The sequence below is a fragment of the Sorangium sp. So ce693 genome (assembly GCF_051521375.1).
Classification (GTDB): domain Bacteria; phylum Myxococcota_A; class Polyangia; order Polyangiales; family Polyangiaceae; genus Sorangium; species Sorangium atrum.
Genome location: NZ_CP150347.1, coordinates 3,330,001 through 3,348,978 on the forward strand (window position 1 = coordinate 3,330,001; position 18,978 = coordinate 3,348,978).

The 18,978-nt window shown below is 69.7% G+C and carries 16 protein-coding genes and 1 rRNA gene (1 of these 17 only partly in view); 10 read left to right on the plus strand and 7 right to left on the minus strand.

Annotation, left to right across the window (positions count from 1 at the left end):
- The 6 genes from WMF14_RS12820 to WMF14_RS12845 all read left to right on the plus strand — a co-directional run.
- Positions 1 to 625, plus strand: a 23S ribosomal RNA gene (locus WMF14_RS12820) (it extends 2,382 nt beyond the left edge of the window).
- 378 nt (positions 626 to 1,003) lie between these two features.
- The gene (locus tag WMF14_RS12825) at positions 1,004 to 2,041 is read left to right on the plus strand and encodes an NAD-dependent epimerase/dehydratase family protein (RefSeq protein ID WP_437801256.1); all 1,038 of its coding nucleotides are present in this window, start codon (positions 1,004 to 1,006) and stop codon (positions 2,039 to 2,041) included.
- Complete coding sequence (locus WMF14_RS12830; RefSeq protein WP_437801258.1) at positions 1,990 to 3,087, plus strand: lysylphosphatidylglycerol synthase transmembrane domain-containing protein; 1,098 nt, start codon at positions 1,990 to 1,992, stop codon at positions 3,085 to 3,087. Before WMF14_RS12825 ends, WMF14_RS12830 begins: the two co-directional genes overlap by 52 nt.
- 5 nt (positions 3,088 to 3,092) lie before the next feature.
- Positions 3,093 to 5,024 carry a glycosyltransferase family 87 protein gene (locus WMF14_RS12835; RefSeq protein WP_437801260.1) on the plus strand — a complete coding sequence of 644 codons (1,932 nt, stop codon included), beginning with the start codon at positions 3,093 to 3,095 and terminating at the stop codon, positions 5,022 to 5,024.
- Between the two features lie 274 nt (positions 5,025 to 5,298).
- On the plus strand, positions 5,299 to 5,880 hold the full coding sequence (locus WMF14_RS12840; RefSeq protein ID WP_437801262.1) for a hypothetical protein: 582 nt from the start codon (positions 5,299 to 5,301) through the stop codon (positions 5,878 to 5,880).
- Positions 5,881 to 6,129: 249 nt separating this feature from the next.
- On the plus strand, positions 6,130 to 6,504 hold the full coding sequence (locus WMF14_RS12845; protein WP_272103056.1) for a zf-TFIIB domain-containing protein: 375 nt from the start codon (positions 6,130 to 6,132) through the stop codon (positions 6,502 to 6,504).
- 96 nt (positions 6,505 to 6,600) lie between these two features.
- Here the strand turns inward: WMF14_RS12845 and WMF14_RS12850 are convergent, their stop codons facing one another.
- From WMF14_RS12850 to WMF14_RS12875, 6 genes are all read right to left on the minus strand, one after another.
- Positions 6,601 to 7,434 carry a class II glutamine amidotransferase gene (locus WMF14_RS12850; protein ID WP_437801264.1) on the minus strand — a complete coding sequence of 278 codons (834 nt, stop codon included), beginning with the start codon at positions 7,432 to 7,434 and terminating at the stop codon, positions 6,601 to 6,603.
- Complete coding sequence (locus WMF14_RS12855) at positions 7,427 to 8,845, minus strand: hypothetical protein (protein WP_437801266.1); 1,419 nt, start codon at positions 8,843 to 8,845, stop codon at positions 7,427 to 7,429. Before WMF14_RS12855 ends, WMF14_RS12850 begins: the two co-directional genes overlap by 8 nt.
- Before the next feature lie 7 nt (positions 8,846 to 8,852).
- Positions 8,853 to 10,358, minus strand: coding sequence for a hypothetical protein (locus WMF14_RS12860; RefSeq protein WP_437801268.1), 1,506 nt, complete (start codon positions 10,356 to 10,358; stop codon positions 8,853 to 8,855).
- A 300-nt stretch (positions 10,359 to 10,658) separates the two neighbouring features.
- Positions 10,659 to 11,126, minus strand: a complete 468-nt coding sequence (locus WMF14_RS12865; protein WP_437801270.1) for a hypothetical protein — start codon at positions 11,124 to 11,126, stop codon at positions 10,659 to 10,661.
- 136 nt (positions 11,127 to 11,262) lie between these two features.
- Positions 11,263 to 12,582, minus strand: coding sequence for an ATP-dependent 6-phosphofructokinase (locus WMF14_RS12870; protein WP_437328956.1), 1,320 nt, complete (start codon positions 12,580 to 12,582; stop codon positions 11,263 to 11,265).
- A 165-nt stretch (positions 12,583 to 12,747) separates the two neighbouring features.
- Positions 12,748 to 13,662: a LysR family transcriptional regulator gene (locus WMF14_RS12875; RefSeq protein WP_272103062.1), complete on the minus strand. Its 915-nt coding sequence runs from the start codon at positions 13,660 to 13,662 to the stop codon at positions 12,748 to 12,750.
- 170 nt (positions 13,663 to 13,832) lie between these two features.
- Here WMF14_RS12875 and WMF14_RS12880 point away from each other — a divergent pair, with 170 nt between their 5' ends.
- Positions 13,833 to 14,687, plus strand: a complete 855-nt coding sequence (locus tag WMF14_RS12880) for an SDR family oxidoreductase (RefSeq protein ID WP_437801272.1) — start codon at positions 13,833 to 13,835, stop codon at positions 14,685 to 14,687.
- 641 nt (positions 14,688 to 15,328) lie between these two features.
- On the opposite strand, the gene WMF14_RS12885 is transcribed toward WMF14_RS12880, so the two are convergent.
- Positions 15,329 to 15,733: a transposase gene (locus tag WMF14_RS12885; protein ID WP_437801273.1), complete on the minus strand. Its 405-nt coding sequence runs from the start codon at positions 15,731 to 15,733 to the stop codon at positions 15,329 to 15,331.
- Positions 15,734 to 15,830: 97 nt separating this feature from the next.
- On the opposite strand from WMF14_RS12885, the gene WMF14_RS12890 reads away from it, so the two are divergent.
- The 3 genes from WMF14_RS12890 (at position 15,831) to WMF14_RS12900 (ending at position 18,972) form a co-directional block, all read left to right on the plus strand.
- A complete protein-coding gene (locus WMF14_RS12890; protein WP_437801274.1) occupies positions 15,831 to 16,478 on the plus strand; it encodes a hypothetical protein in 648 nt (215 codons plus the stop codon).
- On the plus strand, positions 16,475 to 17,026 hold the full coding sequence (locus tag WMF14_RS12895; protein ID WP_437801275.1) for a hypothetical protein: 552 nt from the start codon (positions 16,475 to 16,477) through the stop codon (positions 17,024 to 17,026). The genes WMF14_RS12890 and WMF14_RS12895 overlap by 4 nt, the downstream gene beginning before the upstream one ends.
- A 797-nt stretch (positions 17,027 to 17,823) precedes the next feature.
- Positions 17,824 to 18,972: a polysaccharide pyruvyl transferase family protein gene (locus tag WMF14_RS12900; RefSeq protein WP_437801276.1), complete on the plus strand. Its 1,149-nt coding sequence runs from the start codon at positions 17,824 to 17,826 to the stop codon at positions 18,970 to 18,972.
- Positions 18,973 to 18,978 lie beyond the last annotated feature (6 nt).

The following is an 18,978-nucleotide window of genomic DNA, read 5'->3' on the forward strand; positions in this document are numbered from 1 at the left end:
AGGCGTGCGAAGGTTCCCTCAGCCTGATTGGAAACCAGGCGTAGAGTGCAAACGCACAAGGGAGCTTAACTGTGAGACCGACAGGTCGAACAGGTGCGAAAGCAGGCGTTAGTGATCCGGTGGTTCTGTATGGAAGGGCCATCGCTCATCGGATAAAAGGTACTCTGGGGATAACAGGCTGATCGCGCCTGAGAGTTCATATCGGCGGCGCGGTTTGGCACCTCGATGTCGGCCCATCGCATCCTGGGGCTGGAGCAGGTCCCAAGGGTTCGGCTGTTCGCCGATTAAAGCGGTACGCGAGCTGGGTTTAAAACGTCGTGAGACAGTTTGGTCCCTATCTGCCGTGGGCGTAGGACACTTGAGAGGAGCTGCCCATAGTACGAGAGGACCTGGGTGGACGTACCTCTGGTGTTCCGGTTGTCCTGCCAAGGGCATAGCCGGGTAGCCATGTACGGAACGGATAACCGCTGAAAGCATCTAAGCGGGAAGCCGGCCTCAAGACTAGGTGTCCCGGGCCGCAAGGCCCCTAAAGACCCCTTGTAGACCACGAGGTTGATAGGCCGGGTGTGGAAGCCGAGCAATCGGCGGAGCTAACCGGTACTAATAGGTCGTGCGGCTTGACCTTGCTCCATGGAACGTGACGAGCCTCGCGCCCGGTGCTCGGGTGTGAGCGGCGCGTCGCAGCGTGCGAGAGACGCTTCAGAAGAGAGCCTGCATGGCGGACGTCATGCGGGCTTTTTTGCTTTTGTCTCGCATGACGCCCGGCCCGGGGGCGCCCGCGCCGCGGGCCGCGGGGGCCGCGCTGAGCGCAGCGGGCTCGTCGGGACTTCCGGGGGCGATGCGCGGCGCCGGGGGCGATGCGCGGCGCCGGGGGCGATGCGCGGCGCCGGGGGCGAGCCTGGGGACGGGGGAGGGGCGTACCGGTTCGTGCTGTCTCGACAAGGGTCTGTCTTCTGACGCAAGGGCACGTTATAAGGCCAGCGCCTCCGCCCTCTCGTCGCGCATGCCGAGCCAGCTCGTAGACTCCATCCGCTATGACCACCCCGTCGCCGTCATCGGCGGGGCCGGCTTTGTGGGCAGCGAGGCTGTGCGGCAGCTGCTCGCGGCAGGCGCCGGCGACGTGCGCGTCATCGACTGCCAGCCAGTCACGGGGGAGCTCGCCGAGAACCCCGCGGTCAGGGCGTTTCGCAGGGATATCCGGACCGACGACCTCCGCGAGCCGCTGCGCGGGGTGAAGACGGTGCTCCACCTGGCGGCCTGCCAGTATCACTCGCCGCTCGCGCCGACCACGTACGATCTCCCGTTCCAGGCGGTGAACGTCGAGGGGACGCGCCGCGTGCTCGCGGCCTCGATCGCCGAGCACGCCGCCCGCCTCGTCTTCGTGTCGACGAACATGGTCTACGGGCTTCCCCAGGCGCTGCCCATCCGGGAAGATCACCCGAAGGAGCCGTTCGGACCTTATGGGCGCGGCAAGCTGGAGGCCGAGGGGCTGATCCGGGAGGCCCACGACGCGGGGCGCATCGACGCCGCCGTCATCCGCCCCTGCCTCATCGTGGGGCCGGGGCGCACTGGCGTCCTGACCCGTGTCCTCGAGTGGATCCTGCGCGATCGGCCGGTGGCCCTCATCGGCGGCGGGCGGAACCGGTACCAGATGGTCGCGGTCGAAGACTGCGCGCGGCTCGTCCTCCTGGCCGGCCTCGACCGCGGCTTCGCCGCGTACAACTGCGGGTCGTCCGACGTGCCACCCATGCGCCGCTGGGTCGAGGAGGTCGCGCGCCGCGCGGGCTCCCGGTCGCGCGTCGTGAACCTGCCGGGCGCGATCGTGAAGCCCGCGCTCGCCGCCCTCGAGGCGGTGCGCCTCTCGCCGCTCCGCAAGGACCAGTACCTCATCGCCGATCTCGACTACATCGTCGACACCACGGCCGCCCGGGCGCGGCTCGGCTGGGTGCCTCGGTACAACGACGTCGACGCCGCGCTTCAGACCTTCGCGTGGTACATCGAGCACAGGAACAAGGCGGGCGCAGCGCCGGGCGCGTCGTGAGCGCGGACGCCGCAAGGGCGACGCCAGCGCCGGCGCGCTCGCGGACGCTGCGGCTCCTCGTCGGGGCGCTCGGCTATGCGGCGATCGCCGCCCTCGCGTGGCGCAACCTGGACCGCGATCGCGTCATCGAGGGGCTCTCCCGCCTCCGGCCTGTCCACCTGCTGCTCATCGTCGCCGTCTCGCTCGCCCACATCGCGGCGCGGGCGCTCCGTTACCACGCCCTCCTCGTGCGTGAACGGCCGCGGGACTACCGCTGGGTCGACGGCGCGCGGATCTTCCTCGCGGGGCTGAGCGTCGCGGCGGTCACGCCGGCCAGAGCGGGCGATCTCATCAAGGCGGAGCTCGTCCGCCGGCATGGCGTCTCGGGAAGCGCGGGGGTCGGCCTGGTCCTGGTGGAGCGGGCGCTGGACCTCCTCGTCGTCGCCGTCTCCATCGCGGTCACGGGCGCGCTCCTGTCCGGGCGCGCGGCGGCCGACGCGTGGCGGGGCGCGAGCCTCGCGCTGCTCGCAGGGCTCGCCGCCGGCGTCGCGGTGATCTCGGTGCGCCGCGCGCGGACGCCGCTGCTCGCGGCCTTCTCGCACCTCGCCGGGCGCGTCATGGGACCGGGCAAGAAGGGCCGCGCGCTGGAGCTCCTGGAGGGGCTGTTCGCCGCGTGGGATCGCAGCTTCGGCTCGCCGGCGCGGCTCGCCGGCTACGCGCTGCTGTCGGCGGTCGCCTGGGCGATCGAGTTCTCGAAGCTGTACCTCGTGATGGTGCTGCTCGGCTTCGAGGCCGAGCTCGCCGTCGTCTTCTTCGTGTACCCGATCTCGATCATCGCCGGGATCCTGACCCTGCTCCCGATCTCCGAGGGGGTGATGGGGCTGACGGGCGTCGCGCTCCTCACGTCGCTCACGGGGATCGACGCTGGCTCCGCGACGGTGGCCGTCGTCGTGGACCGGGCCGCTTCGGTGCTGCCGCCGCTCTGTCTCTGGGGCGCGTGGTCGCTCTTCGGGGCGCCCGGCGCGCAACGCGGCGCGGACGAGCCCGCGCCGGTCGAGCGAGGCTGACGCCGATGGTCAGGGCGCTCCTTGCGCGCGCGCTGCTCCTCGTCCTCGGGCTTGCCCTGCTCGTGCCGGCGCTCTGGCACGTGGCGACGCTCGCGCAGATCTTCGCGGCCCGCATCGGCTACCCGATGGATATCGAGTGGATGGAGGGCGGTGCTCTCCTCCACACCCATCGCCTGCTGGCGGGAGAGGCGATCTACGGGCCGCCGTCCCAGGGGTTCCTGCCGTACCCTTACCCGCCGGTCCACTTCACGGCCGTCGGGCTCGCCGCCACGTTCGCCGGGCTCGATTACGCGACGGGCCGCGCCGTTTCCATCGCCGCCTTCGCGCTCGCGTGCGCCGTGCTCTTCGTGGAGGCCATGCGCGCCTCCGGCCGTCGCCGCGGCTTCGGCGTCGCCCTGGGCCTCACCGCGGTCGCGTTGGCCGCGGCCAGCTTTCCCGTGGTGGGCGGCTGGTACGATGTCGTGCGCAACGACTCGCTCGCCATCGCGCTCCCGCTCCTCGGCGCCGCGCTCGTCAGCGGCGAGAACCCGTCTCGCAAGCAGCTGATCGCCTCGGCCGCCGTGTTCACCGCCGCGCTGTTCACGAAGCAGACGGGGATCTTCTTCGCCGCCTGGGTCGGCCTGTTCCTGCTCGTGCGCCGCTTCCCGCGCGCGATCGTGTTCGGCCTGTCGATGGCGGTCCTGTCGGGCGCCCTGCTCGCAGGGCTCCAGATCGCCACGCAGGGCCGCTTCTGGATCTACACGGTCAAGAACCTCTCGCACCATCAGGTGCGTGGGTCGCAGGCGCTGGACGGGCTGCGGATCCTCTTCGAGTTCGCGCCGTTCCTCGCGCTCCTGCCGCTGATCGCGATCCTCGCGCGCCGCCGCCGCTGGCTGCGGCCCCGCACCGCGCTCTGGATAGGCATGCTCATCGCGGCCTTCCCGGCGGCGATCCTGCCGTACGCGAAGGCCGGCGGCTTCCTGAACAACCTGATCCCGGTGGCGCTCCTCGCCGGCCCGGTGTTCGCGCTGCTCGTGGGGGACGTCCTCCAAGGTCTCTGGTCCTCGCCCCGCGCGCGCGCCGCCGCGGAGATCGGCGCTCTCGCGCTGGCCGCCGCCTTCTTCGTCCACCAACGGTACGACAAGGCGCGCTACATCCCCTCCGAGGACCTCTGGAAGAGGGCGATCGAGCTGAACAAGTACGTGGCCTCGCTGGAGGGCGGCGTGCTCATCCCGAGCCACCCGTTCCTCGCCGTCCGCAACGGGCACACGACACCCCAGTTCCATGACATGCCCTACTGGGATGCCATGGTGGGGCGGATGCCCGGCATCGATCTGCCCGGCTTCCTGAAGCGCACCCAGGCGACGTGGGTGATCCTGTCGGGCCTCGAGGGGCCGTCGATCCGCGGCTGGATCCACCAGCTCTACAAGCCGAACAAGCAGCTTCCCAAGCGGGCGCGCGTCAACCCGTTGATGGGCTACCCCTCGGCGCCGCGGAACCTCTTGCGGCTGCGGGAGCCGGTCAACAAGAAGGAACGGCGCGTGCTCTTCGACTTCGAGGCTGGGCTCGGCGGCTGGACGACGTCGGGGGACGCGTTCACTCCGGGCGTCGTGGGCGCCTCACGGCACAAGCTGCTCACGAGCTTTGCTCCCAAGCTCTACGACGAGGCGGTGGGCCAGGCGATCTCTCCCACGTTCGTCGTCGATCGCGATCGCCTCGGCTTCTTGATCGGCGGCGGCAAGTCCTCGACGACGCGCGTCGAGCTGCGCGTCGACGGAAAGAAGGTCGTGAGCGAGGTGGGGATCGAGAGCGACATCCTCACCGAGGTGACGTGGGACGTGCGGAGTTTCCGCGGCAAGACGGCGCAGCTCGCGGTGATCGACGAGGAGAAGAAGGGCTGGGGCCACATCGCGATCGACGAGGTCGAGCTCTTCGACGAAGCGGCGCCGGCGCGCTGACGCTGCCGACGCCTCCACGATGGCCTGATGCCGGCGAGGCCCGCTCGTCAGCGTCCTCGGGCAGCGCCGCACTGGAAGCCGCGGTCTGGACCGGCGCGGTGCGCGCTGTCTCGTGCTTTCCACGCTGAGTAAGCGCCATGTGCCGCACTGCGCCGGTGCTGTGCGCCACGCTGAGCCAGTCGCCGCAAATGCCCGAATATCTCCGTATGGCATCGCATTTGCGAGATGTGCCAGGCGTTCGAAAAAGAGCAAGAGAGAGCAGGAGAAGAGTGCCATGGCACGATATCGAATGCTGGTTGGCGGTGCCGTCGCCTCCATGTTCGCCTTCACCGGCTGCGACGGTGTCGTCGTCGAATCCGGGGCAGGGGCGGGGGCGGGCGACGCAGGCGCTCAGGGAGCCGGCGGGGACGACGCAGGCGAGCCCGGCGACGGAGAACGGGAGAAGGCATTGCTGGACGCCTGCGGGCTCCCGGCGCTCTGTCCGCCTGTGGAAGTGCTGTTCAACGTCTACCCGCTCGAAGCCGGGAGGTGCGTCTGGGCCACGATGGCCGAGGGCACGCCGGTCCACGTGTCCGTGGACGTGCTCGTGGACGGCGGCGGATCGTGCACCATCGAGCAGGAGACCTATCTCGGGGAAGACAGAACGGCGATCGTATGGACTCGCATGCATCATTGCTCCCGGGAGCCGGGCGTTGAGTACGAGATCTTTGTCAGGCGTTGCAAGCTCGTCGAGCCAGCGATATTCCTCGACTGTTTCGAGGACTCGAGTGTCGCTGCCGAAAACGGACCGTTCAACTGCCACGACCCGTACGGCTGGTTCACCGAGTGCGTGGAGGCGGAGCCAGCGTGCCCGTGAACGAGGCCCCGCTTCCACGCTCGGGGCCACCGCGCTCTCCTGGCGCGCGCTCGCGACACGGGCGAGCGCGCGCCGCGGTGGCTCCGAGCCTGTCGCGAGCCGCGCGCGCTCCGCTCCCCCGTCCGCGGCAGGGAGCTCGGCTGCGTCGTGGAGCGCTGACGAGCTCCCCGAACGCTCGGCCCTTCACGCGATCCGGGTCGTCTGATACCATCGCTCCCGACCGCGGCGCCTGCCGCACTGGAGCGTGACGTGAACTGTCCGAAATGCACCGCCTCGATGGATGTCGTCACCTTCGGCGGGATCGACGTCGACCGGTGTACGGCGTGCGGCGGGATCTGGTTCGATAGCCGGGAGAAAGAGTCGCTCAAGGCCATGGCGGGCTCCCAGCAGATCGACACCGGCGACCCGTCGGTCGGGCGGAAGAACAACCAGATCCGGCGGGTGCCGTGCCCCCGCTGCACGACGCCGATGGTGCGCATGGTCGATCCGGAGCAGTCGCACATCTGGTACGAGAACTGCAGCGTCTGCGGCGGCGTCTACTTCGATGCCGGCGAGTTCCGCGATTACAAGGAGCACACGCTGAGCGACTTCTTCCGGGACCTGTTCGCGCGCCCGCGCAGCTGACGGCGCGCCGACGCCGGGAGCTGCGGACACGGGCTCTCCTCCGCCGTACAGCTCAGCCTCGAGCAGCCCGCCCGGCTGCCCCCGGCGCGCTCTCGATCAGCGGACCTCGGGGGCGGACTCCTCGGCGCCTGAGCCCTCGCGGGGCTCGGGGAATGTCGCCAGGAGCTCGCCGGCGCGGAAGACCCACAGCGTGCCGGGCGTCGCCTTGCGCCAGAGCTCGTCGCGCGTGAGCGGCTCGGTGGCCACGACCGCCATCCGCGCGTCGGGGCCCACGCCGTGGAGATCGTTGAAATTCACCTTGAGATCCGCGTCCACGAGCGTGGCCTCGCCGAACGGGGCCTGGCGCAGGATGCAGGACAGGTGGTCGCCGCAGCGGGCGAAGAGGTGCTCGCCGTCCGCGAACAGGAAGTTGAAGACGCCATCGGCGCCGAGCTCGTTCCCGAGCTCGTACAGCGTGCGCCCGAGCTCCCGCCCGTCGGCCGGGTAGCTCGCGCCGTACGCGCTCCGGATCGCCTCGAGGAGGACGCAGAACGCGTGCTCGCTGTCGGTGTCGCCGACCGGCGTCTCGACGTGGAGCTTCCGATCCCTGACCGTGGGCAAGGTGCCGTTGTGCGCGAACACGATGTGCCGGCGGTGGAGGACCCGCATGAAAGGGTGCGTGTTCTTCAGGGCCGCTCCCCCGCGCGTCATCTTGCGCACGTGCGCGATGGCGAGGGCCGTGTGGATCGGGTTCTCGCGGATGAACCGCGCGAGCGGGCTCGAGAAGGCCGGGTGAGGCTCGAGGAACGTCCGCGCGAACAGCCCATCGTACAGCGAGACACCCCAGCCGTCCGCGTGCGGCCCCGTCTGCCCGCCGCGGAGCGCGAGCCCCGTGAACGAGAACACGATGTCCGTCGGCACGTTCGACACCATACCAAGGAGCTCACACATGGCGTGCACCCTCCCGTGGCGCGCGCGCGCCATCGACGATCACGAGCCCCGTGACCCCGCCTCCGGCGGAGACGTTGCTGACCTCCGAGGCGGACAGCCGCACCATGGCGCCCTCCATGCGCGTGACGAAGGTGGGGAGCGGGCCCTCCGCGCCGCGGGCGAAGACGAAGGGGCAAAGGTCGAAATAGACCTGCTCTTCCTCCACGGCGCCGCCGCGGAACGTCGGCATGCGCGCCGTGCGCGGGCGGCGCCGCTCCTGCGCGATCCAGGGCTGATCCGCGGCGGCCCGGACTGCCTCCCTCCACGCCGCCGGCGCCGCCTTCCAGCCGAGCAGCACGCCTCTGCCGCCGTACTCGTCGTTCGGCTTCAGCACGAAGCTCTCCTGCTCTCCGAGGAGGAGCTCGACGAGATCCACCTCGCGGCCCCGCCACGCGGCGCGGCCGGCGGTCACCCGGCGCGTCCAGGGGATGTGCTCCCCGATGGCCGCGCGCTGCTCGGGCGAGAACATCCCCGAGAACATGGGGTTGCTCAGCACGGCGAACGCCGCCTTCTTGTTGAGGGGCCTGATCCGGAACGAGTTCGCCACGTACGCGGCGCGGTCGCGGTAGGCGCGGATGAGGGGGTGATCGATGCCGCGCCGCTCGATGAGCTCCTGCGTGATCACGCGCCGGTAGACGAGATCGATCCGCTCCCCGCGCGCTTCGAGGCGGCGGCCGTCGTACGTGAGCTCGTCCGGATCGACGATCCTTGTCCGGTGCCCCTCGGCCGAGAACAGGTCGGCGAGCACCCTGAGCTCGGCCGAGGTGTCGACCGCGGCCCAGTCGACGATGGCTATCGCGGGCCTCGCCTCGCGCCCGCCCCACGCGGCGTAGCCCTCGCGCAGGGCGCCGAGGAGCGCCCGGTGCGGCGCCGGCGTGCGCAGGCCGTGCCCGTCCCGGAGCGGCGCGAGGTGGGGGAGCGCCATCAGCGTCCGCTCGACGAGGAGCTGGTCGGTGAGGCCTGCGGGGGAGTCGGCGTTGTACTCGATGAAGGAGAAGCCGCCGTCGGTGATCAGCATGTCGAGGCGCCCGACCGTGTGGAGCGGCCCCGCGCCCGGCACGATGGCCGCGAGGGCGCGCTCGTCCGCGGAGAGCCCGATCTCCTCGGCCAGGAAGTCGTCCCAGATCGCGCGCTGCGCGACCCTCTCCAGCGCGGAGGCGATCTGCTCGGCCGCGCGGGCGATCGCGGCGAGGTCGTGCTCGGCGATGAGGTACGGCCGCAGGTGGCGGCACAGAGGGCGCGCGCCGTGGACCAGCCCGAGCCTCCGCTGGGCATCGAGGAACGCCTCGAACCGCGCCGCATCCATCGCCCCCGGCGCGGCGAGCCGGGCGTCGAGCTGCTCCGCGAGGGATCTCGTGGCGTCCTGGCTCATGGGGACCTCATGTCGCGCCCGCGCGCGGGGTCCCCCAGGCGTGCACGGGCGCGCCGGAGTCGACCTCGGCCATGTACCGCTCCAGCATCTTCCTCAGCGCCTCCTCGCGCGACGCGGAGCCCATCTCCAGCGCCGAGAGCGCGCGGAGCTGCCATGTGGCGCCCGTGATGCCTTTGGCGACCCGCGCCTCGAAGAGCCCGAGATAATGGCGGGCCTCGTCCCCGTCGACCCCCGCGGTCACGAGTCCCTCCTCGACCCGCGGCAAGAGCGAGAGGAGGAGATCGCGCGCCCGGACGCACCTCGGCGCGGCCCCCGGTACGGCCGGCCAGATGAGCTCGGCGTCGAGGCCGTAGTGCGCCGCATGGTAAAAGTTCCTCACGGCGAGCTCGAACGGGAACGACGGCAGGAGCTCTCCGATGGAGGGCGCGAGGGCGAGGATGCCCCCGAGCAGGAAGCTCCCGTTCGCGAGCATGTCATCGAGCGTGGGCCCGGACGGCAAGGCGCGCAGCTCGATCCGGAGGTGGCCGTCGCCGGCCGGATCGTACACCGGTCGATTCCAGTTCCAGACCGTGCCGTGGTGCAGGCGGAGCTCGTGGAGCTGCGGAATCCCCCCGTCCCGCGCGCAGCCCACGACGTCCTCGTCGCCGCACACGGGGAGGATGGGCTCGTGCAGCGCGACGCTCTCCATGAAGAGCTCCGCCGCGCCGTCGCGCACCCAGCCGGTCCCGAAGCCGATGCGGGCCGGCATCTTCCAGTCCGCGCCGGGCGCCGGCGGGCGATCGTCGCCGGCCTGCTTGAACACGGCCACGCGCGTCTCGTGCCACAGCCGGTGGCCGAGGAAGGTGGGCGAGTTGCACGCGGCCGCGAGCGCGGGCGCGGTCATCATCATGGCGGCGTTGAACAGCCGCGCGAAGGCGTCGGGCGTGGCCCGGAGGTGGATCTGAAAGGCGGTGTTCGCCGCCTCCATCGCGGGGTCGTCCGACGTGAGATCGAGCGGCTCGGCGCCGTCGATCCGGATATGGAAGGGCGCCTTGCGCAGCCGGCAGAGCCCCGCGGCGAGCGCGCGATACCGGGGCAGGTTGGTGATCGTCGCAGGGCTGAAGTCGCGCCGCTGGAAGGTCGGCAGGATGCTGACCGGGACCACGCGCGCGCCCCGCGCGGCCGCTCGCTCGCGGATCGCCTCGACGGTCGAGCGCATCTGCTCGCGGAGCGCCGAGAGCGGCCTGCCGGCGAGCGGCACCGGCTGCGTGCTGAGCTCGATGTCGAACGCGCCCATCTCCGGCGTGATCATCGGGCTCGCCGCGGCGCGCGCGATCTCCGCCCCGATCGGCACGGGGCGCGCCTCGCGATCGACGAGGAACATCTCGAGCTCGGTGCCGATCGTCGCTTCCCCGTGGCCGAACCCCGGCCGCGCGAGCACCATCTCCAGCGCCGCGAGGTTCTGCTGGAGCCGGGTCTTGAAGAGCCGATAATCCACGGTCTTGAAATGGTCTTGCTGGATCTCGATGCCCAAGGGACCTCCCCTGCGATCCCGGCGAGGGCCCGTCCGCCAGCACGGCGAGCGCCGTGGGCTTCAGGAGAGCTCCCAGCCGGGAGCGCGATGTTCCCGCGCCCTACGCGCCGCGCAATGCAAGCGCAGGGCCACGGACGGCGGTCTCGGCATGAAGGAAGCCGGAGACGGCCGCCCGCCGGCGTCGAGCTCGATCGGTGTGGCGTCGATGCAGCCTGTGGCAAAACGCGCCGTGGGCGCTGTGCGAGGGGGGTCCCTGCGTTTCGCACAGGTGTCGGGCAAGGTTTCACCCTGGGCGCCGGCTCATCGGTCGACGTGCGGGACGCGCTCGACCACGCATGCGCCCGCCTTGCAGCGGGCGACCGAGTCTTCCTTCGGCGCCATGCACTTGGCGACCGGGCAGCTCGCGGCGGCGCAGCTCGCGGCGCGCCACTTCTGGAGCTCCGCGAGCGCATCGCGGTGGAACGCCTGGTTGCACGGCGGGCACAGCTGGTCGCAGCACTGCCCGGCCTGCGCGCAGGACACCACGCAGTCGGCGTCGGCCTCGCACCGAGCCTCGGACGCCGCGGCGCGCGGTTCGCCGGCCGCCGGCGGGGGCTCCGCCGCCGGCGAGGTCTCGGCCGCCGGCGGGGCCTGCGACGCGGGTGAGGCCTCGGCCCCCGACGGGGCCTGGGCCCCCGACGGGGCCTGCGGCGCGGGTTCCTTGGTACAGCCGGCGAGACAGGCGAGGCCGGCGAGCACGAGCGAGCGAGAGGGCAGCGAGATCTTCATGCCGGCCATGATGGCACGGAGCGAGCCCGCGGCGCGCGGGGCGATGGCCGATCCAATCGTTCTTTTGCGACTTTGCGGCTTTGCGACTTTGCGTTGAAATCTCTCTCCGGATCCCTGGCCGGACCCCTGCTGGCAGTTAGTAGAACGAGAGCGGCTGCCCCGTGGCCTCCACGACGGCCATCCACAGGTCGTCCGTCGGGTCCACCTGCTTGCGCATGCGGACGGCCAGGGGCATCGGCACGTGCACGAAGCGGCCGTGCCACCGGCCGATCAGCATCTCGGTGTTGCCCGCCATGGCCGCGTGGACCGCGTTCCGGGCCATGTTCCAGCAATACACGCTGTCCGACGGGGACGCGGGGACGCTGCGGATATGATAGCTCGGGTCCAGGTACTTCAGCGTCGCCTCGACGCCGCGCGCCCGGAAGTGGGCGTTGATGCGGTCGCGCAGGAAGAGGCCGATGTCCTTCAGCTTGAGGTTGCCGCTGAGGTCCGTCGCCATGGGCTCCGCGCTGGAGGTGCAGTGTTCTTGCATGGCGCCCTCGGCGACGACGATCACGGCGTTGCCGTGGCGGGCGAGCCGGCGCTCGAGGTGCGCGAGCAGCCCGCAGGGGCCGTCGAGCTCCGCGTGGACCTCGGGGATGAGGACCACGTCCACGTCCGCCGACGCGAGCGCCGCCGCGCACGCGATGAAGCCCGAGTGGCGGCCCATCAACTTGACGAGCCCGATGCCGTTCTTCGCCCCCGAGGCCTCCACGTGCGCGCTGCGGATGACGTCCACGGCGGCGGCGAAGGCGCTCTCGAAGCCGAAGCTGCGGTCGATGAACTTGATGTCGTTGTCGATGGTCTTCGGCACGCCGACGACCCCGATCGACAGGCGGCGCTCCTCGATGGCCCGGACGAGCGACATCGCGCCGCGGATGGTACCGTCGCCGCCGACGACGAAGAGGACGTTGATGCCGAGGGCCTCGAGCGTGTCCACCATCTGGTGCGGGTCCTGGTTGCCGCGGGAGGTGCCGAGCACGGTGCCGCCCATGCGGTGGATCTCCTCGACGCTGCGGGGATCCAGGCGCATCGGGGCGTGCCCGAAGCGGGCGACGAGCCCCTCGTAGCCGTAGCGGAAGCCGAAGATCTCCGGCACGCCGTAGCTCTGCGCCATCGTGAGCACGAGGCCGCGGATGACGTTGTTGACGCCGGGGCAGAGCCCGCCGCACGTCACGATGCCGGCGCGCACCTCCTTCGGATCCCAGAAGACGCGGTTGCGCGGCCCGGCCAGCTCGAACGCCGGCGGCCGCTCGCCGGAGGCGTCCGCGAGGACGGCGGACAGGCGATCGTTGAACAGCACCTTGTCGGCCTCGCCGACGTACACCGTGGCCTTCTCGCCGAGCTTCTCGGCGACGGGCGAGGGGTGCCGGCAAGGGCCGAGATCCTTGATGGCGAGGTCGGCAGGGGTCACCACGCGCAATGCCTCCAGGTGGGGAGAACAGCGCCCCTCCGGCGAGCACCGCCGCGGGGACACTTCCATCGTCCGACGGCGCCTGTTTCGACCGCTTTTCAGGAGCGATAAGCTATCGTAACGCCGCGCGGTTCCGTTCCCACGCAAGGCGCCACGAGGGGCAGCGCGTTATGCGCAGCTCCCGTTCCTCGTGAACCAGGCCGCCAGCATGTCGAGAAAGACGCGGGTCTTCGGGACGAGCGTGCCGCCGGGCGGGAAGACAGCGTGGACGTCGAACCCCTGAGGCGTCCACTCCTTCAGGACCTGGACGAGCCGCTTCTTCGAGAGGAACGGGCGGACGAAGTAGAGGGGCGCTCGAACGATGCCGGCGCCGGCCGCGGCGGCCTGCGCGGCCAGCTCGAAGCTGCCGACGGAGAGGCGCGGGCGCACGGCGATGGATCGCGTCCTCGAGCCAGCGACGAAGGGCCAATCTTTGGGCCCCTCCTCGCGCGCGACGACGATCGTCTCGTGGTGGCCGAGCTCCTCGGGGCGCGCCGGGACGCCGCGGCGGTCGAGGTAGCGGGGGCTCGCGTAATAGCCGCCCGTCGCCGTGCCGAGCCGCCGGGCGACCAGCGAGGAGTCGTCGAGCGGGCCGACGCGGATGGCGAGATCGAAGCCCTCGCGCGCCAGATCGACCCTCCGCGCCGAGGTGTCCAGCTCGACGACGACATCGGGGTAACGGGCCAGGTAGGGCGTGATGACGCTCTCCAGCAGCGCCCCCGCGAGCGCGGACGACGTCGTGATCCGCAGCAGCCCGCTCGGCTTCGACCTGGCCAGCGCGACCACGGCCTCGGCGTCGCGCGCGGCGGCGAGCGACCTTCGCGCGTGCTCGAAGTACGCGCGCCCTTCGTCGGTCAGGCGCAGCGAGCGCGTCGTCCGGACGAGGAGCGAGACGCCGAGCCGCTGCTCGAGCTCCTGCACCCGCGCGCTGAGCGTCGCCTTGCGCGCCCGCATCGCGCGGGCAGCCGCGGTGAATCCATTGGCCTCGACGACGGCGACGAAGGCGGCGAGCTCCTCGAGCGAGCGGCCGGATTGGTACTCCACGCGTTCCAGTCTGGCGCCGATGTGGCCTATTGTCAAAAAGGGTACCTGCGCGCATCGTCTTCGCGTTCGGGGCAGGCGAGCTTCGTGTTCGGGCAGGCGAGCTGCGCGACGCCGCCGCGGAGCGCGCCTCGATTGCACCACAACGCACGCGATCAGGAAGGAACCCACGCATGATTCTCGTGACGGGAGCCGGAGGGACTGTCGGAGGCGCCCTCCTAGATGAGCTGAAGTCCATGGGCGTGAAGCCGCGCGTCGCCCACCGCTCGATCGACAAAGCCCAGCGGGCGAAGGCGGCGGGGCACGACGCCGTGATCCTCGACTTCGCGAAGCCGGAGACGCTGCGGCCGGCGCTCGACGGCGTCGATGCCGTGTTTCTGCTGGGGTCCGGCGGCGCCGGGCAGATCGAAGCGGAGATCCGGGTCGTCGAAGCTGCCAGGGCCGCCGGGGTGAAGCGGCTGGTGAAGCTCTCGGTCTGGGGCGCCGCGGGCGAGGCCTACTCGTTCGCGAAGATCCACCGACCGATAGAGCGCGCGGTGGAGGCGTCGGGTCTCGCCTGGACGTTCCTCAGGCCGAACGGCTTCATGCAGAATTTCGTGACCTACATGGCCGACTCGATCAGGGCGCAGGGCGCCTTCTATCTGCCCGCGGCCGACGCGAAGATCAGCCATATCGACGTGCGCGACATCGCGCGGGTCGCGGCGCTGACGCTGACGACCTCGGGCCATGAAGGCAAGGCGTATGAGCTCTCTGGCCCATCGGCGTTCTCTTACAGCGAGGCGGCGGATATCCTCTCTCGCGTGCTCGGCAAGGAGGTGCGTTATGTGGCGGTGTCCGATGAGGCGGCGAAGGCCGGTATGGTCGCCGGCGGGATGCCCGATTCCTATGCCGATGCCATGATCGAGCTCAACCGGTTCTACCGGAGCGGCGCTGGCAGCGCCGTGACCTCGGCGGTGAAGGACGTCACGGCGCGTGAGCCGATCGGCTTCGAGCGGTTCGCCCTCGACCACGCGGTCGCGCTCCGCTGAGGTGACACGCGGTGATCGTCCGGTGCTCTCGAATTCGTCAATCCGCCGGGTACAGGCCGGTGAAGCGAGCGTCACAGTACCTCGGCGCCGCGGGGTCGTGCCCTGGCTCGCCAAGCGCCCGGTAGAGGCCATCGAGCGAGATAAGGCGAGGCTGTCCGCGCCGAGGCGCGCCGCCGTCTCCTCGACGGACGCGCAGCGAGCCTTCCGCGCCTCGCACCCCGGCGTGCTCACGCCGTAATGACAGGGATGCGCGAGCGCGTGCCAGCGTGCCAGCGTGCCAGCGTGCCAGCGTGCCAGCGTGCCAGCGTGCCGGGAGGCCCCCGCGGTCCGGCCCGGTGCTCCGAAGCTCGGTGATCGCCGCAGTCGCTCGCCGGCGCGAGGACGGCACATCCTTTGCTAATCTTGACTTCGAACCTGTCAGCCGACGGCCGAGCCAACTCCCCGCGCCGTGCCGCGATGGCCGGCGCGCGGGAGCCTAGCACCACTGCCGCAGATTTCGCTCCTAGACGCCAAAGCTTGCGCCGCTCCGGTGACGACGGTTTCGATGGGGTCGATAGCAGCAAGGGCAGCGGAGTAGCCATCAAACGAGAATGCGCGCTATAGCGAGGCGGATCGTAGTGAACGAATCGACGAAGTGCCGCTCAGGCCTCGATCGCATGGGCTGCGGCTTGCCATCCTTGCGAGGGGGGGAAATGCCGCACACGTTCGGCGACGACGAACGCGTAGCAGCGGAGGACAACGGTGACGTGATGGTGCCAACCCACGAAGGAGCGGCCTTCGAAGTGGTCGAGGCCCAGCTCCCCCTTGAGCTCTTCGTAGACACGTTCCGTTTGCCAACGCTCCTTGGCGATGCAGACTATCTGCTTCTTGCTCATTCTTCGCAGCAGCGTCGTCAGGATAAATTTCGTAGGTTTCGATTCTCCGTCGAGCCATTTCATCATGAGCCATACGGGTTCCTTGGCCGCAGGCGTCGGCCCATCGTCCTGCGCTGATTTGACGGCCAAATTGATCTTGACGATCGCAGTCCGGGAGATTGTAATACGCACCGTATTCGGTTAAGTCTTTACCGTACATTCTGAAGCGGATCTCTTCTGGTGACGCTGCGAGCGTTCCGCCGAAGCGCGCCCGCAGGAAGAACACGGCATGTCTACCGCGCGAGCGATTCTATTGTCTGTCGTCGCCATGCTCCTTGCCGCCGCGGTCACTTTCACGGTGACCACGAAAGGGCACTCCTCAAGTGAGCCCCAAGCGCTGGAACCCGCGGCGGTTCCACACGAGCAGCCCACCCAGCGCCCAGCTAGGAGGGGGGCTGCCAGCTCGCGACTGGCGCCCTCCACGGATGAAGCAACCTCGGTCACGGCTGATGTCTCGGAGCGGGACGAAGCAGCGGCCGAAGCGGCGACCGAAGCGAGGGCTCTGGCGCGCTTTGAAGCCGCACTCCGCGAGTTCGAGGCGGCGCCGGCCGACCAGGAGTGGGGGCCCCGCGCGTCCGCGCTGCTCGATCAGGACCTGCGCAAACTCGCTGACAAGCTCGGGTTCGAGGTACGAACACTCGACTGTAAATCAAAACGCTGCGTTGCGAGCCTCCGCTGGAAGAGCCTTGCGGAAGCCATGGAGCACGACCCCACCGTCGCTTCAGCGCGTTACTCGATCCGTTGCGCCGTCCAAACTATGGGCAAACCCCCAGCCGGTGGAAGCAACGACGTTACAACATTCGTAAGATTTGAACGCTGTCTCGACCATTCGTCTTCGAGCAAGCAACATCGCATCAACAATCAGGAGCAACAATGAATACAGTCAAGATCGCAGCCGTCGTCGCAGCCGCCGCGTCTATTGCGACCGCTGCCGCCGAGGCAAACGCGACAGTCTATAGGTTTCCCCCCGTCCAATGCCAACTGGACGGTAACGTGTATAAATGTCCGTTTCCGCACTGGTTCACCAATGGGCTCGATGACGTCGAAAAAGCGGTCGTCGACTTCACAGCTGGGTTGCCTGCGTCCAGCTATTATTGCACTGACTCCCATGGCACCCATGATGCGAGGCCTAAAGCACGAGCGTGCGTCACGTACAGCGACATCAGCACTGGCGCCTTTGGATCTGGCTGCTCATCAGGAGGATGGGATATTGGTGCCCCGGATTCGGATGGAGGTCCGGGCATCGTCTCGTTGGACAGCGTCGGGCTCGATGATCCGGACTGGCTCGATGTGTGGCATGATCATCCGTTTGGCTACGCATGGATTGAGTTCTATCCTGGTGGCTACAACGGGATTTATGCTGGTCTAACGTGCCCCGCCATTTCGCCCGTCACGTTTCGTGGCTACAGAGTCCATGTGAATTAGCTTGGTGAGGAGCCGCAGCTGTCCCCCGTCCGTCGCTGTCCACAACGGGTACACAACCCGGCACCTGGCCTACGGGCCGGCATGCGCTGGGGCGGCTGGGCGGTAGCGTAGCCGCAGGTCACCCCGCGTGAGCCGATCGGGTTCGCGCAGCGCGCCCAGGGCCACGCGGCCGCCCTCCGCTGAGCCGGCGCGCGTCGAGGGTCCGGTGCTCTGGACCTCACCCATCAGCCCTAAGGACGGGTAGACGATGAAGCCCCCGTCACCTCTACCTTTGCGGACTGAACAGGGGAGCGTCCGCCGAACGGCATCTTCTTCAACCCTTTGCCGCTGCCTTCACCTCCGGTGCTCGGCCAGTACGCGCTGGTAGCGTCGGCCGCGCTCCTCTCATGGCATGATCTGACCGGTCGTCGCGCGGCAGGCCGGCTCTCACAGGCGTCCAGGCAGGCGGGTCGCTGGCAGGAAAGGATTGCTGACAGGCCTCTTCCACGACATCGACCACGACCACGGCCGGGACGGCCCGCACCGCGGCTCGCCCCGCGCGCTGCTCCTTGCTCGGGCGCGCCTCGCCGCTCGGCTCTCTCGAGCCACTCCGGATCTCCCGCGCCTGCGCGTGTCCCATGCTGCGTCCTCCGCCGACGGATATTGCGCCTCGCCGCCGCCGTGGCAAGGTCCTGCGCTGCGCCGACGATCTCGGACGACCGAGCCGGTCGCAGCTGGCGGAGGGCCGCGCTCGACGCGGCGCGGCGGGCGCGGCGGGCGCGGCGATCGAGCGGAGGCGCTCGCGGGAGGAGCCCACGATGGACAAGGCGAACCAACCGTTCCGAGTCGGGATTTCAGGGTCCTACGGCGGCATGAACCTCGGCGACGAGGCCATCCTCGATGGCATCGTCACGCAGCTCCGGGAGTCGATGTCAGCGGAGATCACCGTGTTCTCGCTGTGCCCGGAGGACACGAAGATGCGCCACCGGGTGGAGCGCGTCGTCCCCGTTCGTGACCTCACACGAATGGAGTCGACCGCCGAGATCGAGCGCCTCGATCTCTTCGTCCTCGGCGGGGGAGGCATCCTGTACGATCGGGACGCGCCGGTCTATCTGAGAGAGGCGTTCATCGCGGAGGAGCGCGGCGTCCCCGTCGTGATCTACGCCGTGAGCGCCGGGCCGCTGTCGGACCCGAGCGCGAAGCAAGCCGTACGGGCGGCGCTGAACGCCGCGGACATCGTGACCGTACGAGACAAGCAGGGACGTCGCCTGCTCGAGGAGGTGGGGGTGAATCGCGAGATCCGCCTCACGGCCGATCCGGCCCTGCTGCTGCGCGAGGAGGCGCTGCCCATCGAGGCCATCCGGGCCGAAGGGGTCGAGTTCGAGCGGCACCTCGTCGGCTTCTCCGTCAGGGAGCCGGGCCCGGCGGCGCCCGACATCGACCCTGACGAGTACTATGGCCTGCTCGCCAACGCCGCCGACTTCGTCGTCGAGCGCCTCGACGCGGACGTCGTGTTCGTGTCCATGGAACGGACGGACGTGCAGCACAGCCACGCGGTCGTCGCCCACATGAAGAACGCCGAGCGGGCAGAGGTCTTGAGGCGCCGGTACACGCCGCAGCAGATCCTCAGCCTCGTCGGGCACCTCGAGTTCGTGGTGGGCATGCGCCTCCACTTCCTGATCTTCTCGGCGCTCCGCGAGACCCCGTTCGTGGCGCTGCCCTACGCGTCCAAGGTCGCGGGGTTCATCGAGGACCTCGAGATGGAGACCCCGCCCCTCGGGAGCATCAGCTCCGGGCAGCTCATCGCCAGGCTCGATCGCTCGTGGGACACGCGTCACGAGATCCGCGCGAAGATCCGCCGACTGCTCCCTGGCCTGAAGGCCAGGGCGAGGGAGACCAACCAGCTCGTCACCGAGCTCCTCGCGCGGCGAGCTCCGGCGGCGCAGCCCGTGCGGAAGAGCGCGTGAGCGCGG

Coding starts and splice junctions, on each gene's coding strand:
- WMF14_RS12825 (WP_437801256.1), top strand. CDS start 1,004: ATGCCGAGCCAGCTCGTAGACTCCATCCGCTATGACCACCCCGTCGCC.
- WMF14_RS12835 (WP_437801260.1), top strand. CDS start 3,093: ATGGTCAGGGCGCTCCTTGCGCGCGCGCTGCTCCTCGTCCTCGGGCTT.
- WMF14_RS12850 (WP_437801264.1), bottom strand. CDS start 7,434: ATGTGTGAGCTCCTTGGTATGGTGTCGAACGTGCCGACGGACATCGTG.
- WMF14_RS12880 (WP_437801272.1), top strand. CDS start 13,833: ATGATTCTCGTGACGGGAGCCGGAGGGACTGTCGGAGGCGCCCTCCTA.
- WMF14_RS12900 (WP_437801276.1), top strand. CDS start 17,824: ATGGACAAGGCGAACCAACCGTTCCGAGTCGGGATTTCAGGGTCCTAC.
- WMF14_RS12855 (WP_437801266.1), bottom strand. CDS start 8,845: ATGAGCCAGGACGCCACGAGATCCCTCGCGGAGCAGCTCGACGCCCGG.
- WMF14_RS12865 (WP_437801270.1), bottom strand. CDS start 11,126: ATGAAGATCTCGCTGCCCTCTCGCTCGCTCGTGCTCGCCGGCCTCGCC.
- WMF14_RS12890 (WP_437801274.1), top strand. CDS start 15,831: ATGTCTACCGCGCGAGCGATTCTATTGTCTGTCGTCGCCATGCTCCTT.
- WMF14_RS12840 (WP_437801262.1), top strand. CDS start 5,299: ATGGCACGATATCGAATGCTGGTTGGCGGTGCCGTCGCCTCCATGTTC.
- WMF14_RS12895 (WP_437801275.1), top strand. CDS start 16,475: ATGAATACAGTCAAGATCGCAGCCGTCGTCGCAGCCGCCGCGTCTATT.